The sequence below is a fragment of the Sphingobacterium olei genome, assembly GCF_005048855.1.
GTDB lineage: Bacteria > Bacteroidota > Bacteroidia > Sphingobacteriales > Sphingobacteriaceae > Sphingobacterium > Sphingobacterium olei.
Map to the genome: position 1 here is coordinate 461,724 of NZ_SUME01000001.1, position 17,565 is coordinate 479,288.

Annotated in this window: 14 protein-coding genes; 10 read left to right on the plus strand and 4 right to left on the minus strand. The window is 42.0% G+C overall.

Features of this window, described 5'->3' with window-relative positions:
* Positions 1–3: 3 nt before the first annotated feature.
* From FAZ15_RS01880 to FAZ15_RS01920, 9 genes are all read left to right on the plus strand, one after another.
* Positions 4–1,467, plus strand: coding sequence for a RagB/SusD family nutrient uptake outer membrane protein (locus tag FAZ15_RS01880; protein WP_136899567.1), 1,464 nt, complete (start codon positions 4–6; stop codon positions 1,465–1,467).
* 96 nt (positions 1,468–1,563) lie between these two features.
* Positions 1,564–3,018 (plus strand): BNR-4 repeat-containing protein, encoded by a 1,455-nt coding sequence (locus FAZ15_RS01885; RefSeq protein WP_136899569.1) that lies wholly within the window; start codon positions 1,564–1,566, stop codon positions 3,016–3,018.
* Positions 3,015–4,550: a PQQ-dependent sugar dehydrogenase gene (locus FAZ15_RS01890; RefSeq protein WP_238387117.1), complete on the plus strand. Its 1,536-nt coding sequence runs from the start codon at positions 3,015–3,017 to the stop codon at positions 4,548–4,550. Before FAZ15_RS01885 ends, FAZ15_RS01890 begins: the two co-directional genes overlap by 4 nt.
* Positions 4,550–5,767 (plus strand): Nramp family divalent metal transporter, encoded by a 1,218-nt coding sequence (locus FAZ15_RS01895; protein WP_136899571.1) that lies wholly within the window; start codon positions 4,550–4,552, stop codon positions 5,765–5,767. Before FAZ15_RS01890 ends, FAZ15_RS01895 begins: the two co-directional genes overlap by 1 nt.
* 16 nt (positions 5,768–5,783) lie before the next feature.
* The gene (locus FAZ15_RS01900; RefSeq protein ID WP_136899573.1) at positions 5,784–6,803 is read left to right on the plus strand and encodes an NAD-dependent epimerase/dehydratase family protein; all 1,020 of its coding nucleotides are present in this window, start codon (positions 5,784–5,786) and stop codon (positions 6,801–6,803) included.
* A complete protein-coding gene (locus FAZ15_RS01905) occupies positions 6,803–7,864 on the plus strand; it encodes a dihydrodipicolinate synthase family protein (RefSeq protein WP_136899574.1) in 1,062 nt (353 codons plus the stop codon). Before FAZ15_RS01900 ends, FAZ15_RS01905 begins: the two co-directional genes overlap by 1 nt.
* A 2-nt stretch (positions 7,865–7,866) precedes the next feature.
* A complete protein-coding gene (locus FAZ15_RS01910; RefSeq protein WP_136899576.1) occupies positions 7,867–9,816 on the plus strand; it encodes a ligand-binding sensor domain-containing protein in 1,950 nt (649 codons plus the stop codon).
* Positions 9,817–9,829: 13 nt separating this feature from the next.
* Positions 9,830–11,044 (plus strand): M20 metallopeptidase family protein, encoded by a 1,215-nt coding sequence (locus FAZ15_RS01915; RefSeq protein WP_136899578.1) that lies wholly within the window; start codon positions 9,830–9,832, stop codon positions 11,042–11,044.
* An 86-nt stretch (positions 11,045–11,130) separates the two neighbouring features.
* Positions 11,131–12,012 carry a Gfo/Idh/MocA family protein gene (locus FAZ15_RS01920; RefSeq protein ID WP_162304847.1) on the plus strand — a complete coding sequence of 294 codons (882 nt, stop codon included), beginning with the start codon at positions 11,131–11,133 and terminating at the stop codon, positions 12,010–12,012.
* Between the two features lie 8 nt (positions 12,013–12,020).
* Here FAZ15_RS01920 and FAZ15_RS01925 read toward each other — a convergent pair whose 3' ends face one another.
* Positions 12,021–12,887, minus strand: a complete 867-nt coding sequence (locus FAZ15_RS01925) for a helix-turn-helix domain-containing protein (protein ID WP_136899582.1) — start codon at positions 12,885–12,887, stop codon at positions 12,021–12,023.
* Positions 12,888–12,942: 55 nt separating this feature from the next.
* On the opposite strand from FAZ15_RS01925, the gene map reads away from it, so the two are divergent.
* On the plus strand, positions 12,943–13,698 hold the full coding sequence (map, locus tag FAZ15_RS01930; RefSeq protein WP_136899584.1) for a type I methionyl aminopeptidase: 756 nt from the start codon (positions 12,943–12,945) through the stop codon (positions 13,696–13,698).
* Positions 13,699–13,779: 81 nt separating this feature from the next.
* Here map and fabF read toward each other — a convergent pair whose 3' ends face one another.
* The 3 genes from fabF to FAZ15_RS01945 all read right to left on the minus strand — a co-directional run bounded on the left by fabF (position 13,780) and on the right by FAZ15_RS01945 (position 17,563).
* The gene (gene fabF / locus FAZ15_RS01935; RefSeq protein ID WP_136899586.1) at positions 13,780–15,018 is read right to left on the minus strand and encodes a beta-ketoacyl-ACP synthase II; all 1,239 of its coding nucleotides are present in this window, start codon (positions 15,016–15,018) and stop codon (positions 13,780–13,782) included.
* A 250-nt stretch (positions 15,019–15,268) separates the two neighbouring features.
* Entirely contained in the window at positions 15,269–15,862 is a 594-nt protein-coding gene (locus FAZ15_RS01940; protein WP_136899588.1) for a TetR/AcrR family transcriptional regulator, read from the minus strand.
* A 234-nt stretch (positions 15,863–16,096) separates the two neighbouring features.
* The gene (locus FAZ15_RS01945; RefSeq protein WP_136899590.1) at positions 16,097–17,563 is read right to left on the minus strand and encodes a RagB/SusD family nutrient uptake outer membrane protein; all 1,467 of its coding nucleotides are present in this window, start codon (positions 17,561–17,563) and stop codon (positions 16,097–16,099) included.
* Between the last annotated feature and the right edge of the window lie 2 nt (positions 17,564–17,565).

The window sequence follows — 17,565 nt, forward strand, 5'->3', positions numbered from 1 at the left end:
AACATGAAAACTATCAAAAATATCGTTATTATGGGAGCGCTTTCGATGTTAGCGTTGAGCGGTTGTAAGAAGTTCTTGGATCTTGCACCCATATCCCAGATGAATGGAAATAATTTCTATCAAACGGCGGAAGACATGAAAAATGCGCTTACTGCTGTATATGGCGCTTTACAGTATCCAGGAATGTACTATTCTTCTATGCATGTCATTGGCGACCTACGATCTGATAATACCTGGATACCTAATCCAAATGCGGGGGCTAATCTGCAGGAAGTGGACGAATTTAAAAACAATGCTTTCAATTCTATTAGCAGTACAACGTGGAGTGCACATTATCAGGGCATACAGGCAGCGAATATTGTAATAGATAAGATAGATGCGGTTAATATGGATGAAAACCTGAAAAATCAGTATCGCGGTGAAGCTAAATTCTTGCGTGCACTCATGTACTTTAACATGGTCCGCATTTTCGGGGATGTACCGTTGGTACTGAATGTTATCAACAATCCACAGGAAGGTTACACTTACGGTAGAACGCCTGCTGAGCAAGTGTATGCCCAGATTGTTACGGACCTCAGTGGTGCCGAGGGATCGTTATTATATGAATATGGAAATGCAGATATCGGCCGGGCTACAAAAGGGGCGGCCATGTCGTTACTTGGAAAAGTATATTTAACACAGAAAAAATGGGATCTCGCCGCCCAAAAGTTAAAGGAAGTTATTGATCAGACAAACCTGAATAAATATCAATTGCTGCCCAATTATGGTAACGTCTTTGGTATTGCCAATGAGAATAGCAATGAGTCTATTTTTGAGGTGCAATTTAAGAAAGGATCTTCAGGAGAGGGAAGCCCCTTTACAAATCAATTTGCACCTATTGGATCCGGAACAGCGGTGACGGCTCTGGGCAATCCGTTGGGACAGAATATTCCGACAGACAACATGAATGCGGCTTACGAGGCAGACGATGTACGAAAAAACCTATCTATGCGAACAAGCTATGTGCTCAATGGAAACACTGTGATGCATAATTATGTAGCGAAGTACTTAGGTGTACCGGCGGCTAATCTGGATAGCGACAACAATTGGATCGTATTACGGTTTGCCGATGTGCTACTGATGTATGCAGAGGCGTTAAATGAACAGGGGTATGTAGCAGACGGACCCGCGTTTTCTTATCTGAATCAGATTCGTAACCGGGCAAACCTGTTGAGCAAGACAAGTAGTCATACCACACCAACACTTCGGGTCGCTGATCAAGCTGCTTTTCGATTGGCAATAGAACAGGAAAGACGTGTAGAACTCGCTTTCGAGGGGCATCGTTGGTTTGATCTTGTACGTACTGATCGAGCGGCGACAGTGCTTGGATCACTTGGTATGCAGGCGCATCATGTTCTTTTTCCGATACCGAATAGTCAGATCGAGATTAATCCGGGACTGATTACCCAAAATGAAGATTACGATTAACATAAGTTCAATCGGCTGGTAGCCGAGTTAAATATATCGACGTCGAAATTAACACACACACTTCATTGTTCTAAAGTGCTCTACTAATATATACGGATGAAAAATTTATTGCTTTTACTGTTAATTGGATTTGTAAATAGTGGACTTGTAGCTCAAACTGTACTTACTTTAAACGAAAAAGACGACGGCTATCGCGGCATATGGTACAGCGATCAGCCCTCGGGCGACGAATACCGTTTCAAGTATAGTGGCGGTTTGGGAACCTATCCTGCTAATCATTATCCATTTTCGATCTATGTAGAAAAGGTGGACAAAACCTTTTTCTGCTACGGCGCGACGGATAAAGAACAAAAGACACTGCTTCATGCAATTTCGTATTTTGATCATCAAACGAAAATGGTTCCTCAACCAACTATCGTGCTGGATAAGAAAACGGACAATGCTCATGATAATCCGGTCATGAATATTGATAGTGATGGGTATATCTGGATTTTTTCGACTTCACATGGCACCAATGCTCCGTCTTACATTCATAAAAGCACCAAACCGTATGATATTTCTGATTTTGAACAAATTTATGCCACCAAAATCCAAGACGGTAAATCGGTGTCATTAGATAATTTCTCTTACTTGCAGAGTTGGTATAAAAAAGGAAAAGGTTTTCTCAATCTGTTCACGCATTACGACCGACAGGTGATACCTGGGCAGCCGAAGAAACCTCGGCGTACGATAAGTTTTATGTATAGTGCCGATGGAGAAAATTACGGAATATGGAACAATCTGGCTATAATAGAAGAGGGCCATTATCAAACCAGTGGGAGTTTTGGTGACAGTATCATCGGAACTTCTTTTAATTATCATCCGATTAAAGCGGGTGAGAACGGATTAAATTATAGAACCAATCTGTACTATTTGGAAACTAGGGATTTTGGAAAAACATGGCAAAACGTGTCTGGTGAAGTAGTGGATATTCCTCTTCGGGACATAGATAACACTGCGCTGGTGAAGGATTACGCATCGTCTGGAAAAAATGTGTATATCAACGACTTGACCTACGATAACAGTGGGTATCCGGTAATCTTGTTCGTAAAGGCGAACGGTTATCAATCCGGTCCGGAAAATGGCGTACGGGAGTGGCAGACGGCTAGATATGACGGGTCGGAATGGGTAATATGTCCAGTAACGTATTCCGATAATAACTATGACATGGGGTCTTTGTATATAGATGAAAAAGGAGTATGGCGTATTATCGGCCCTACAGCTCAAGGTCCGCAGGTCTACAATACTGGGGGGGAGATGGTGTTGTGGACAAGTAAGGATCAGGGCAAAAGCTGGAAAAGCAAGCAGCTAACATTTAACAGCATCTATAATCATTCCTATGCGCGACGACCTGTAAATGTGCATCCTGATTTCTATGCCTTCTGGGCTGATGGACATGGTCGGGAGAAGTCTTCTTCTCGCTTATATTTTGCAAACCGTAAGGGACATGTATTTATGTTGCCGACATCGATGAAACAGCCCTTCGAAAAACCTGTACCGGTAAAGAAATGATGAATCACTATATTAGAGTTGTGTACGGAATTTTTGTTCTCTTTCTCGCTTCTTGCGGTAATGTAGGGGAGCGGCATCTTTCGGTTATAGATTATATACAACTGGATAAAACTACCTTGAAAGTAGAGGTGTTATCTTCGGATATGGATGTTCCTTGGAATATGCTATTTGGATCAGATGGATTCCTCTGGGTAACAGAACAGGGTGGAACAATAAAAAAGATCGATCCAAATACTGGTAATTCCAGATTGCTCTTGCATATTCCTGATGTTTACCGCTATCGTACACTGGGCTTGCTCAGTATGGTACTTCATCCGGATATGGAAAAAAGTCCCTATGCTTATATCCATTATACAACAAAAGAGCAAGATTCTATTTTTTCTCTTTTGGTACGTTATGAGATCGGACTGGACACCTTGATTAAGCCAGAAGTTTTGTTAAGGATTCCAGGTAATACGGGACACAATGGCTCACGTTTGGTCGTATCTCCAGATCGCAAGATCCTATGGGCTACTGGTGATGCACATCATGGGGAATGGGCACAGGATACGACAAAGTATAACGGAAAGATTCTCCGGCTTAATCTGGACGGCTCCATTCCTGATGATAATCCTTTTGTCGACAGTTACGTATGGTCATATGGTTTCAGGAATATACAAGGAATGACCTTTTCGGATAGTGGTATGCTATATACATCGGAGCATGGGGATGCCATCGAAGATGAGATAAATCTCATCAGGAAAGGTGAAAATTATGGCTGGCCTGTTATAGAGGGATTTCATGATACAGAACAGGAGCGTTCCTATGCAACACAGCACCATACATCGGAACCTTTGCATTCATGGACACCTGTCATTGCTCCTGCAGGATTGTCATTTTACACAGGGACCAAGATTCCAGAATGGAAAAACAGTTTGTTACTTGCTACGCTCAAAACACAGTCATTACGGATAATGAAATTAAGTGCTGGTGGGCAGCAAATTGTAGATGAGCAGATCCTTTTCGAAAGTCGATACGGTAGATTACGCGCGATTGCTGTTTCCCCACACGGAGATCTGTTTTTGGCGACCAGTAACCGCGATTGGAATCCACCCAAAGGTTTTCCACGGGAAGGAGATGATCGTATTCTTAAAATAAGTAGTACGACAGAGGTGCATGGGATACCCATACGTCCTGTCACGGTGAATAAAAAAAGTGGTCACATAAATGGGGGGAAGGATGGGAAGCAATTATTTACTTTGTATTGTGCTTCTTGCCATAAAGAGGATGGAAGCGGCGTTGTCGGAATATTTCCACCATTAGTGGGGGCTTCGCAAGTGTCGGATAGTAAAAGCCGTTTACTGGATATTTTGATGAACGGTCTCTCGGGCAAGATAACGGTGAAGGGGCAAGTGTACGATCAGCAAATGCCTGCTTTTTCTTTTTTGAAGGACGAAGAAATTCAACAAATTGTTAATTATATCCGCAAGGAATTTGGGAATAACTCCGATTCCATTTCTTTATCTGAAGTGAAAGCTAAACGAAATAAATAATGAAAAATAAGGGAAATAAGTTTACGCTCTCTACGTGGATGAAAAGCTTGATACCAGGAATAATTATCGCTGCAGTTGTATTTGGACCAAGTAAGATGACGATCACCTCAAAGTTGGGGGCGACATATGGATACAGCTTAGTGTGGATTGTTCCGATAGCAATTTTTTTTATGGCCATATTTACAGGTATGGGAAGTCGTATCGGAATGCACAATGTGCAATCGCTGATACAGCTGATTCGCAACAAATTTGGACGTTGGGCGGTATTATGCGTAGGGATAGGTATATTTTCAGTTGCCGCTTCTTTTCAGGCCGGAAATGCAATCGGTGTAGGTATTTCACTCGCTGAGCCTACAAAAACTTCGCCCCAACTTTGGATTATACTATTTACTATCATGGGGATATCACTACTTTTCTTTAGTTCTTTTTATCGCGTGTTGGAAAGGTTGATGCTCTTTTTGGTTCTCCTGATGTTTTTGTCTTTCACCATCACACTTATTCTTGCGAAGCCTAATTTGGAGCTCCTCGCCGCAGGCGCTATCCCTTCACTACCCACCGGCTCAGAAGGATTGATCATTGCCTTCATGGCATCGTGTTTTTCTATTGTCGGGGCCTTTTATCAGTCTTATCTCGTACAGGAAAGAAAAAAGACACGAGCAACAGAAGCTTATCAAGATAAAAGCTTAGTAGGGATTATCATGTTGGGTGTTATGAGTATGATCGTTATGATTTGTTCGGCCTCTATTCTGCATCCGAAGCAAATTCAATTGATAAGTGCTATGGATATGGCGAATGTCCTTCAGCCTTTGTTTGGTGGATATGCCTCCGGCGTGTTTCTGACTGGACTGTTTGCTGCATCTTTTTCTTCTTTGGTTGGGAATGCAACTGTCGGAGGATCTTTACTAGCGGATGCGCTTGGCCTTAAGCGAGGAATGGATAGTTTAGGAAGCCGTATATGTATTGCATTGGTCATGTTGATCGGAGCTACTGTAGCGGTTCTATTTGGTGGATTACCACTCCAGCTCATTATTTTGGCGCAAAGTATCACGATTTTTCTGGTGCCTTTTATTGGCTATATGATGTTTAGTATTGCCAATGATGGCTCAATTATGAAAGGTAATAAAAACTCCAAATTTCAAAAGATAAGTGGTGCTATCGGTTTACTTTTTTTGACCGGTCTAGCAGTCTATAATTTTTACAATATGTTTATTAAATAAAAATTTTAAAACAGCTATGGATTACACATTGCAGGAATTAGAACAACGATTTACCGAGCCTTCGGCTGATCTGATTGAGGATATAAAGAAGATTGAGGGTGATATTTTATTACTCGGCATCGGGGGAAAGATGGGACCCAGTATGGGTAAACTAGCCGTACGGGCGGCACAAGCGGCTGGAGTGAATAAACGTATAATTGGCGTGTCACGTTTTTCGGACTTACGAACTAAAACAGAATTAGAAGAAGCGGGGATAGAGACCATATCATGTGATTTATTGGAAGATGAGTCGCTACAGCGTCTTCCGGATGCTGACCATGTAATCTATTTGGCGGGACATAAATTTGGTACTTCGGGTAATGAGAGTTTCACTTGGGCCATGAATGCCTACCTCCCCGGAAGGGTGGCCGACCGCTACAAGAAATCGAATATTGTGGCTTTATCATCTGGGAATGTATTGCCTTTTGTGAGTCCAGTGTCTGGAGGAGCTTCGGAAGATACAACTCCCGAGCCGATAGGCGAATATGCGCAATCGTGTTTAGGCAGGGAGCGTATCTTAACTTATTTTTCAAAAAAAAACCATACCAATATGCTGATCTATCGATTGAATTATGCGGTGGATTTTCGCTATGGTGTAGTGATGGAAATAGCAAAATCGGTATTGCGTGGCAAGCCCATAAATCTGAGTACAGCTATGGTAAATGTCATTTGGCAAGGTGATGCCAATGAGATTGCGCTACGGTCATTGCTACATACGCGTAATCCCGCTAGAATTTTAAATGTGACAGGTCCAGAAACGATAGGAATTGTTTGGCTAGCCAACGAATTTGGACGTTTGTTTGATATTGAACCGATTTTTGTAAACGAGCCTGCTAGAACGGCATTGCTAAACAACGCATCGGACTGCCATCGATTATTTGGCTATCCGAAGCTCTCTATTCGTGAGATCATAGATATCACAGCAAGTTGGTTACGGCTTGGTGGCGAAGAATGGAATAAAGAAACTCATTTTCAAGAGAGAGGAGGGAAATTTTAATGGATAAGCTAGACTTAACAATTAAGGAACACTTGCTCCGGGGGACGGTGATTCCAGCACATCCTTTAGCCTTGGATGCCAAAAGAAATATAGATGAACAACGCCAACGTCGATTGACGCGGTATTACTTGGCCACGGGAGCCGGTGGTATCGCAGTAGGCGTGCATTCCACTCAGTTTGAAATTAGAGATCCAAAAATAAATCTCTTGGAAACAGTATTGCAATGGGCAGCAGAGGAAGTGGAACGCTTTGAAAAGAAAGCACCTTTTGTCAAAATAGCCGGAATCTGCGGACCTACAGAGCAGGCATTGACGGAGGCAAGCCTAGCACGTAAATACGGATATGATATGGGATTGCTGAGTATGGGAGGTCTTCAAGGAATGACAGAAGAGGACATCATTAAACGGACACGCATGGTAGCACAGGTGATTCCGGTATTTGGCTTCTACCTACAGCCTTCTGTAGGCGGTCGGGTGTTTAGCTACGATTTTTGGCGAGAATTTGCAGAAATTGAAAATGTAGAGGCAATAAAATGTGCCTCCTTCAATCGCTATCAAACGTTAGATGTAATGCGTGCTGTCGCGCACTCTAGTCGTCGAATGGATATCGCAATGTATACCGGAAATGACGACAATATTGTCGCCGATCTATTGACACCTTATCGTTTTAATGTGGATAATAATCCGGTAGAGATCGGTTTTAGAGGTGGCCTGCTTGGGCATTGGGCTGTGTGGACACATAAAGCAGTGGAATTAATGGCGGAAATTCAGCATTATCGCTCGCAAAAGACAGCAGGGAGGGCAGACGACCTTCTTGCCCGGGGAATACAAATAACCGATGTCAATGCAGCATTGTTCGATCCTGGACATGGTTTTCACGGTTGTATTCCCGGAATACATGAGGTGTTGCGTAGGCAAGAGTTATTAGTCGGAAGATGGTGCCTTAATCCCGATGAAGATCTGTCTCCGGGACAGTTGGAAGAAATTGATCGGGTATATAATGCGTATCCGCATCTGCATGACGATCTATTTGTGAAAGATTTTTTAGTTGAAAATGGATAACTATGTACTACAGCGTAATATTTTTTATCTTATTTACCTGCTTTGTTTGTGATGAAACTAGATCGCAGGAAAAAGAAGTTGGTCGGTTTGAAAATTTAGGGACTCAGCTTACCGCAAATATGATTCAGGGAAGCCTGTTTTTGCATGATGTGGCTGGAAAGGATTACGTTTATACCGTCGTACGTGGCGAACCTGCTTACCTTTTGGGATACGATTTGATCACAAAGAAGCTCTTGGTGAATCAACCGTTGCCGAATACGGACGGCGCGTGGGATCTTGCTTTTACCGATGATGGATACTTGTATATCCCGGGTGCTAGTGGTATTTTATTTCGACACCGCCCTGGTACGCAAATCGTTGAAAATTTAGGGCAAGCATTGCCGGGAGAGACGTATGTGTGGAATCTGGCGGTAGGAAAGGACGGCGAGGTGTTTGGTGCAACGTATCCCGGTTGTAGGGTGTTCCGCTATCATCCGCATGATGGTTTTTCGGATGTGGGAAACGGGCCGATTGTAGCATCGGAAAACTATGTGCGCAGTTTGGCATATCATAAAAATACTGATAAATTGTATGTAGGAGTCGGATCGCACGCTCATCTATTACAGTTGAATCCGCGGACGGCAGAAAAAAAAGAACTGCTGCCAGAGGAATATGGTACGAAGGAATTTGTTTATGGTTTGGAGATTGTGCCCGCAGCAGACGGAGCAGATCGTCTATTTGCACTTCTTACGTCAGGAAGGGAAACTTTGGTATATAACCTTAAAACGGAAATATTTGAGCAGGAAATCGATAGCATGGATATGAAAGCATTAGCATCTAATGCCAATAATGTGTATTATACGTCTGGGGGAAACTTAAAAATGTTTGATCCCTCGAAATCCATCCGTACATCGAAAATTCTTCGGAAAGAGGTCGGATCTGCTAATGCATTGTCGTGCTGGAAGGATAGTTTGTATGTGCTGAATGCCCACGGTGAGCTTTTTGCGTACAATTTTAATACCCAGAACGCAATAGTAACAGCTTTGGAAATCCCTGGACAGCCAATTCCCATTAATGCCTTGCTTTTCGGGCCGGATAATAAAATTTGGATGGGAGGGTATCTGGCAGGAGGTCATGCGACGTATGATCCAGAATCTGAGGTAAGCATGGAATGGAAGGGTTTGGATCAGACAGAAGGTATGGTGGCCTTCGGCAGCGAATTGTTTTTTGGTATTTATCCGAAGGGGAGGTTTTACCGATATGATACCCGTAAAGCATGGATGCCTATACAGGGAAATCCACAATGGCTCGGAGAAATAGAGGGACAGGGACGTTCTTTTGCTTTGGTTGCTGCTGAAGATAGAAATAAGCTGTACTTTGGAATGATCCCAGAGTACGGCTTGTTGGGAGGTGCGCTGGTAGAATTTGATCGAGAGAAGGATCTTTTGCTTTCACATGGTATACCGCTGAAAGATCAAGCCATTAGTAGTATGGTTTATAAGGACCGCAAGGTATGGATTGGTACCACTATTTCGGGAGGTTTGGGCGTAAAACCTTCGACCGAAGAAGCGAAATTATGTATCTGGAATCCGGATAGCGAGACTATTGAAGAGGTTTGTGTTCCGGTAAAGGGTGCACCTGCTATTACGGGATTAGTAGAAGGGCCGAATGGCCATCTTTTGGGAGTGGCCGGGGGCAAGTTATTCATTTATGATGCCGATCGTAATAGCGTAATAGAATCCATTGACCTGTATGAACAAAAGCCAATGGGATCCCATATCTGGCGAAGTGCTTTTTTGATATTGCATCCTTCTGGTGATGTCTATGGAACGGTGGATAACAAACTATTCAAAGTAGATAAAATGAATAAAGCGATTTCTTTTCTACATGATGGAGCCAGTTTGTTGACCATGGATGACAAAGGACACTTATATTTCAGAAATAAAACGGAACTTTGGAGGTATATTCCCTAGTAATAAATAAGATATGAACCTACAGCAGCAATTAAGATCATTGGTGGAAGAGCAGTTTGAAAATGTGGTGAAAATCAGGAGAATTCTACATCAGCATCCGGAATTGTCGTTTCAGGAATACCAGACGTCCACTTTTATAAAGGCAGAATTGGATGCGTTAGAAATACCTCATACGTCTATTGCGACTACAGGCGTATTTGCATGGATCGATGGCCTGAGGGGCGCCGCAGATGATGCTATTGTTTTGCGGGCAGATATGGATGGGCTTCCTATTCAGGAGATGAATGAGGTAGATTACCGATCTATGGAAGAAGGAGTAATGCATGCTTGTGGGCACGATTTTCATAGTGCCAATCTACTTGGTGTAGCGGCAGTTCTTAAATCAGCAGCATCAGCGTTTTCAGGTAGGGTTATTTTTCTTTTTCAGCCTGCTGAAGAGCGTATACCGGGAGGTGCACAGGAAGTATTGCGTGCAGGGGTTTTTGAGGAGCATACTCACCGGATCAAAGCTGTGTTGGGGCTTCATGTAAGTCCGCGGCTCGATACTGGAAAAGTAGGGATTTGTCCTGGGCGTTTTATGGCTTCCAGTGATGAATTTTATATACGTATTAAAGGAAAAGGTGGACATGCGGCAGAACCTCATCAAGCTGTGGATCCTGTATATATAGGAGCACAACTTTTATCTTCTTTGCAGCAAATCATTAGCCGTAGAGCTGATCCATCTGTCCCTTCAGTATTAACTTTTGGGCGATTTATCGGTAATGGAGCTGCTAATGTTATTCCGGAAGAGGTGTTCATGGAGGGGACTTTTCGGACTATGGACGAGCAATGGAGACAAGTCGCTCTGAAGCAGATTACACAGATGATTCGCGAGATTCCTGCGGTACTTGGAGCCGAGGTGGAGCTTGAGGTTAGGCATGGCTATCCTTTCCTGTATAATGATCCGGAACTTGCTGGAGTTGCTAGAGGGCTATTCGAGGAAATATTAGGTAGTGATACAGTTAACGAAATAGGCATATGGATGGCAGCAGAGGATTTTGCGCATTATTCGCGCCAATATCCCGCCGTTTTTTTTCTGATAGGTATTCGAAACGAAATGAAAAAACAACAGTTTGGCTTGCATAATGCACGTTTTGATGTTGATGAGGGTGCGTTTATGCATGCGATGCTTTCCATGGCTTACGCCGCAATAAACATATTAGATAAGGATAACTCTAATTCTTTATGATGGATCGCAGGAATTTTTTGCAGCTTCTAACGTTTTTCTGTGCTTCTGTTCCGATGTTTGACCTTAAAGCACAAATACGACCTATAATGGACGGAAAAAGGATTGGTATTATTGGGTTAGATTCGTCTCACGCAATTGCATTTACAAAGGAACTTAATCTTTCGTCAACGGATCGCTATAAAGGATATAGCGTAGTGGCGGCTTTTCCGTATGGCAGTCCGACTGTTGCTACCAATGGTGAACGAATAACGAAATATACATCGGAAATACAGCAATACGGTGTCAAAATAGTAAAAAGCATAGAACAACTGGTTGCTGATGTGGATTGTGTTTTATTGGAGACTAATGATGGAAATCTTCATCTTAAGCAGGCCGAAGTGGTAATCCGTGCGGGTAAAGCTCTTTTTATCGATAAACCTATCAGTAATTCATGGCAGGAAGCTGAAAAAATATTTTTGTTGGCATCTGCGCACCAGATACCTGTTTTTTCGAGCAGTGCTTTACGATTTATGCCTTCTGTGGTCGAGATTGACCGTAAAGCTGTTGTTGGTGCCGATATCTATTCGCCAGCGTGGGTCGAACCTTCCCATAAAGACCTGTATTGGTATGGTATACATGGTGTAGAGATGCTGGTCGCTATTATGGGCACCGAATGCCTCAGGGTGAAAGCCGTTTGTGGTGTTACAGAAGACCTCTTTATTGGAGAATGGAGCGGCGGACGATTGGGCACATTGCGAGGTATAAGACGTAAAATATCAGACTTTGGAGGTGCGGTATTTTACAATGACAGCGTCGTTACCTTGGGTAAATTTGACGGTTATCGACATTTATTACAAGTGGTCATTGAATTCTTTGAAACAGGTATTCCCCCATTTAATCAAGAGGAGACGCTTACGGTCTGTAAATTTATCGATGCAGCGCATTGGAGTCGCCGAAATAACGGAAATTGGGTGAATGTGACGGGCTAATAAAATAGCTACCGATTAAAATGTGCCTTTGGCGAAGTACCGATATATTTTTTAAAATCTTTGATCAAGTGATTGTCGTCATAATAGCCAACCTCTAGTGCTATTTGAATAAGAGGGTGTTGTCTGTTGAAATACAGCTCTTTATAGGCTTCAAGAAAACGGTGTAAATTGATGTACTGCTTTTGTGAAAATCCTACATATTTTTTAAAACTTCGTTGCCACCATTTGTAGTGTATACCAGTTGTAAGATTTCGACTACTTAAAAATTGACTATGCTGTATGGTATTTAATCGATCCATTAATATCGGTGGAATAGGAACGGATATGGTTGCTCTGTTTTTGATAAACGACTCAATGGTTGTTATTTGCTGTTTTAGTCCTATACACGTATAGTAAGAGTTTTTTAATTGCAGGTAGCTTTTTTCATCCAACAATTGCGTTAAATTGCATACGGGGTGTGAAGCAAAGAAATCTGCAGAGACACCAAAAAGATGTGAAAATGTATGCGGATAAAAACGCACAACTAATACGGTTCCGTGGATAGTTTCGCTGTACCAAGACGTAGGATGTAATATATTCCCACAGGTCCAGAAGGATTGAAGTGATTGTGTACCACGATGCGTATTGACTATGCTGATGCTGTCTGATAATGGCATACATATCAGTGAAGGATAGCCATCATTGAAGAGAGGAATGGGGCGACGGCTAGTTTCTCCGCTAAACAGATAAAATCCTTCAATATACGCAGTAATAGCGGGAGATGGTTCTACACGAATGTATGCTTGTGTATCATGAGATCGAATAGCTGTAAGATAGTTGATGGGCATAGCGTACAAAGATATGAACTCTTGATTGAATTTTATATAATTGTCCATTTCTTACTACCGTCAGCAGAACCTTGATGATTACATTTGTGAAAACAAACACGATATGATCATCACAAATAACGAAGAATTGGAGGAAATGAAAAGAGTTAGTGAAGTCGTTTCCTTTGCACTTATAGAAATGCAAAAATATGCGGTACCTGGAATGTCTACGAAAGAGCTGGATGAGTATGGTGCAGCGATTTTAACCCAATACGGGGCTCGATCGGCACCTTCGCTTACATACGGTTTTCCCGGAGCAACCTGTATCAGTATAAACAATGAAGTGGCACATGGTGTGCCATCTGCATCCCGGATCCTTGAAGAGGGTGACCTGCTTAATATCGATGTATCGGCTGAATTGAATGGCTATTGGTCGGATAATGGCGGATCAATAGTTGTCGGGCGGGATATAAATGGTCACACCCCGTTGCTTATAGCTTCTCGTTATATTTTGGATGGTGCTATTGCACGTATACGCGGTGGGGTTAGAATCAACGCAATAGGACGATATATTGAAACTACTGCCCGAAAAAGAGGCTATAGTGTTATCAAAAACCTAGCCGGACATGGGCTGGGAAGGGCGCTGCATGAAGCGCCTGATAATATACTCAACTATTACGATCCGAGCGATAAAAGGTGCTTTCGTAAAGGTTCGGTGGTGGCTATTGAAACCTTTATTACAACGGGATCTACACTCGTAGTGGAACAGCCCGATGGATGGACACTGCTGGGTAACAAAGCGGGCCTTGCGGTGCAACATGAACATACTATTGTAGTGATGGATGAGGAACCTATTGTATTGACGAAAAGATCGCTATAGATTTCGTTGTACCACTAATTTTTTAAGAAATAATGGTGCAATATCTCTCGATCTCAATCTGATTGCAAGAACTCCTGTTTGTTACAGCTTCTTAAATATCACCGTCGAATTATGCCCACCAAACCCAAAAGCATTGCTCATTGCTGTATCTATTCGCTTTTCTAATGCATCATTCACGATAATTTGGATGCCCTCAGGAATATTGGTGTCGAGGTTTTCGACGTTAATAGTAGGCGGGATTATACCTTCATTGATGGATTTTATGGCTAGAATAGCTTCTATAGCACCTGCGGCTCCGAGCAAATGACCAGTCATTGATTTAGTGGAGCTGACGACCATATTTTCCGATTGTTTAAAGACCTTATAAACGGCATTTAATTCGCTGATATCACCTACCGGGGTTGAAGTAGCGTGTAGGTTGAGATAACCTAATTCGGAAGCATTCAATCGCGCTTCTTCTAAGGCTAATTCCATTGCCTTGGCTGCACCAAGACCTTCGGGGTGTGGAGATGTCATGTGGTAGGCATCGGCTGTCATCGCTGCGCCTGCTAACTCTGCGTAGATTTTTGCGCCTCTTTTCTTGGCATGCTCATATTCTTCCAATACCAATGCACCCGCTCCTTCACCCATAACAAAACCATCCCGATTTTGATCGAAAGGGCGACTGGCTGTAAGTGGATCGTGATTTCGGGTTGACATGGCTTTCATAGCCGAAAAACCACCAATGGAAGCGGCCGTTATAGGAGCCTCCGATCCCCCGGTAATAAATACCTTGGCTTTGCCCAAACGGATGTAGTTGAATGCATCCATAATTGCTGTGTTGGATGTTGCACAGGCTGAAACAGTGGTGTAGTTAATTCCTTGTAAACCAAATTTCATGGATATCATCCCCGATGCCATATTGACAATTAACTTGGGTACAAAAAAAGGACTGAACCGCGGTATATAATTACCTTGTACATAGTTTTCTACTTCGGTTTCAAATGTTTCCATACCACCTTGTCCCACTCCCCAAATAACACCAATATCGAAAGGGTTCATGGCGGAAATAGTTAATCCGGAATCTTCTAAAGCCTGTGTAGCACTATACAAGGCAAATTGTGTAAATAAATCGCTTCTCTTAATCTCATTTCGGTCTAAATATTTAGTTGGATCAAAATTTTGAACCTCACATGCAATCTGTGTTCTAAATTTTGATGCATCGAATCTGCTTATTAAACTAGCACTACTCTTGGAGGATATCGCATTATTCCAAAATGTCTGGATATCATTTCCGAGGGGATTTATCGTTCCCAACCCTGTTATTACTACTCTTTTCATTTGTATATGTTATTTCTTCTTCAGGAATACAAGCTAATCATTTGATATGCAATATATGCCATTGGTAAAAATTATTTTTCATTGTATCTGAACCCAATTTCTCTGATCAACCATTTATTGTGTTTATCTTCAATACGTTGAACGAGATGTTCCATCTATGTATGTATTTTGTTGAGCATTTGTGTTAAAGTTTTCTTCGTGTTAAAATTTCTATTACATATACCAATCGGTATATTGTTGCTCAAAAAAATTACTTGACTATTTCATCATTAATGATCTTAATAACTCTATCCAAAGCGATGAACAGAAGCTGTTGATTGTTTGAAATTTTGGCGAGCAGTATACCTCCTTCAATTAACATGATAAAGGAGTGTGCATAATAGGACGTATCTATTGCTTTTTTAAACTCATTACTGTTTTTGCCTTCATTCAATATTTGAATAATGGTATCCGACCAGTTTTTAAAACTTTTCTGTACGCTTGTCTTTAAAAAAAGAAGGTGGTCGTCTGCCTCGGTAGCAGTATTTAATAGCGGACAACCCCCGCTTTCAAAAATTGATGTCCAATTGTCTCTATAAAATTCGATAAAAGCAATTAATTTTTCGTGGGCGGTAGATTTTTCGGAAATAGAGATTTTAATGCGCTTGTTTAATGATGTGGAATTGTATTCATACGCAGCTAAAGCAACGTCATCTTTGTTCCCGAAGTTACCATAGATACTCCCTTTGGTAAGTCCGGTAGCTTCTGTAATATCTGACAATGAAGTACCTGAATAACCTTTTTTGTTAAAAATGGGGGCAGTTTTTTCAATAATAAATTGCCTGGTTTTCTCTGCTTTGGACATTTTCGTTTTATTATCTCAATGCAAATATATTAAAATAATACCGATCGGTATATATTGGTTCGGTAAAATCTGTGTGACGTGTTAATAAGATCACCTCTCCGTTATTTTATCTCGCGATATTCAGCACTTTTTATTAGGTAACAGCGCATTAGTATGTGAAATTAGTAATTTATGATAAATTGTTCACACAACTACGGAACCGTCGTTTGGGACAGTGCCATAGTTGTTGTGAAGTTAGTAGCCTGGATTCGGCTCCAAGCTATTGTTTACTTGTCTTTCGGCAGCAGGAATTGGCAATAACATAAATTTATCATTAAACACATAGGTGCCGCTGCCTTCATCGGTGCGAATGAGAAAATTGGTCATGATGGAAGAAGTTTTATCGCGGCCCTGGCGTATGAGATCAAACCAACGAAAGAATTCACAGGCAAACTCCACTCGGCGTTCTTTGAATAACGCTTCGCGAAATTGATCTTGTGTAGTGAGATCGGATGGATTGTAAAAATCTAGATCTGCCCGCTCGCGTACGGCGTTTAAAATGGATAGCGCCTCGCCATCTACCTCATATTCCAGCTCATTTAAGCTTTCGGCATACATCAATAGGACGTCTGTATACCGCAGGACCGAGAGATTAACATCATTATCTTCTGGTAATCCTGGAACGGTTCCGTGTGCGTATTTGATATAAAGTAATGTGTTTTCATCTGTGACATTGCTGCTGGTAACATACCCTTTTTGGATGGTGATATCACGACGTAGATCGCCTTCTTCATAAGCTTCATATAGATCATTGGAAACGGCAAGCCACAGTGACCGTCCGCCACTGGGAAATTGAGGTGAACGTATATTTTCCGGAACTAATGTGTAGACTAGCGGATTGCCCTGATTGATCAACCTTTCGGTATATTGAATCTGAAAAACATGTTCAATACCATTGTCTTTTGTGTTCAAGAAACAATCTTTATAGTCGGGGTACATATCGTAATTTTCCGATTGAATAACGAGGGAAAGTGCTTCTTTGGCTTTATTATAGTCCTTGGTAAATAGATGTAAGCGCCCGAGTAAACCGAGGGCTGAAAATTTTGTTGCCCTTCCCAGGTTTCCACCTGTGTTTTCTTCTGGAAGAAGTGTTGCTGCGGCCTCTAGATTCTGTGCGGCGAAAGCGAGGGTTTCCGCCTGGGAGGTACGTGTAAGTTGGAGTAATTCATGTTCGGGAGTGACATGATCTACTAGTGGAACGCCACCAAATAGCCACCCTAGTTGGAAATAACAGAATCCACGAATGAATAACGCCTCGCCCTTTATACGATCTTGTAGGGTGGGTGTAGAGAACTCGCCGCCATCAATCTGATCTAAGATATTATTGGTACGGTTGATAATGGTCCAGTATGCTGACCATAGAGATAACACATTTGCATCACCATCATTAAGCGTAAGACGTGTATAGGGGTTGTTCGTAGAGGTACTGACATTGTCACTGAGGCTTTCGACTACAATGGGATATTGGTAACTGTGGATGCCGCGTAATCCGCCATATGTACCAGCGATAGCAAGTGTAAAGTCATTTTCGGATTTGTAAAAGTCCTTTGCGTTATAATTGGACTCCGGAGCGAGGTCAATATCCTTGTTGCAGCTCATTAATCCGATGGTAGTCAACATGACGATAAACAATGTCTTATATGTTCTTGATGTGTTCTTCATTA

What these genes read in the sequence shown, in the direction of transcription:
- FAZ15_RS01880 (WP_136899567.1), top strand. Translation starts at nt 4, where the DNA reads ATGAAAACTATCAAAAATATCGTTATTATGGGAGCGCTTTCGATGTTA.
- FAZ15_RS01885 (WP_136899569.1), top strand. Translation starts at nt 1,564, where the DNA reads ATGAAAAATTTATTGCTTTTACTGTTAATTGGATTTGTAAATAGTGGA.
- FAZ15_RS01890 (WP_238387117.1), top strand. Translation starts at nt 3,015, where the DNA reads ATGATGAATCACTATATTAGAGTTGTGTACGGAATTTTTGTTCTCTTT.
- FAZ15_RS01895 (WP_136899571.1), top strand. Translation starts at nt 4,550, where the DNA reads ATGAAAAATAAGGGAAATAAGTTTACGCTCTCTACGTGGATGAAAAGC.
- FAZ15_RS01900 (WP_136899573.1), top strand. Translation starts at nt 5,784, where the DNA reads ATGGATTACACATTGCAGGAATTAGAACAACGATTTACCGAGCCTTCG.
- FAZ15_RS01905 (WP_136899574.1), top strand. Translation starts at nt 6,803, where the DNA reads ATGGATAAGCTAGACTTAACAATTAAGGAACACTTGCTCCGGGGGACG.
- FAZ15_RS01910 (WP_136899576.1), top strand. Translation starts at nt 7,867, where the DNA reads ATGTACTACAGCGTAATATTTTTTATCTTATTTACCTGCTTTGTTTGT.
- FAZ15_RS01915 (WP_136899578.1), top strand. Translation starts at nt 9,830, where the DNA reads ATGAACCTACAGCAGCAATTAAGATCATTGGTGGAAGAGCAGTTTGAA.
- FAZ15_RS01920 (WP_162304847.1), top strand. Translation starts at nt 11,131, where the DNA reads ATGGACGGAAAAAGGATTGGTATTATTGGGTTAGATTCGTCTCACGCA.
- FAZ15_RS01925 (WP_136899582.1), bottom strand. Translation starts at nt 12,887, where the DNA reads ATGGACAATTATATAAAATTCAATCAAGAGTTCATATCTTTGTACGCT.
- map (WP_136899584.1), top strand. Translation starts at nt 12,943, where the DNA reads ATGATCATCACAAATAACGAAGAATTGGAGGAAATGAAAAGAGTTAGT.
- fabF (WP_136899586.1), bottom strand. Translation starts at nt 15,018, where the DNA reads ATGAAAAGAGTAGTAATAACAGGGTTGGGAACGATAAATCCCCTCGGA.
- FAZ15_RS01940 (WP_136899588.1), bottom strand. Translation starts at nt 15,862, where the DNA reads ATGTCCAAAGCAGAGAAAACCAGGCAATTTATTATTGAAAAAACTGCC.
- FAZ15_RS01945 (WP_136899590.1), bottom strand. Translation starts at nt 17,563, where the DNA reads ATGAAGAACACATCAAGAACATATAAGACATTGTTTATCGTCATGTTG.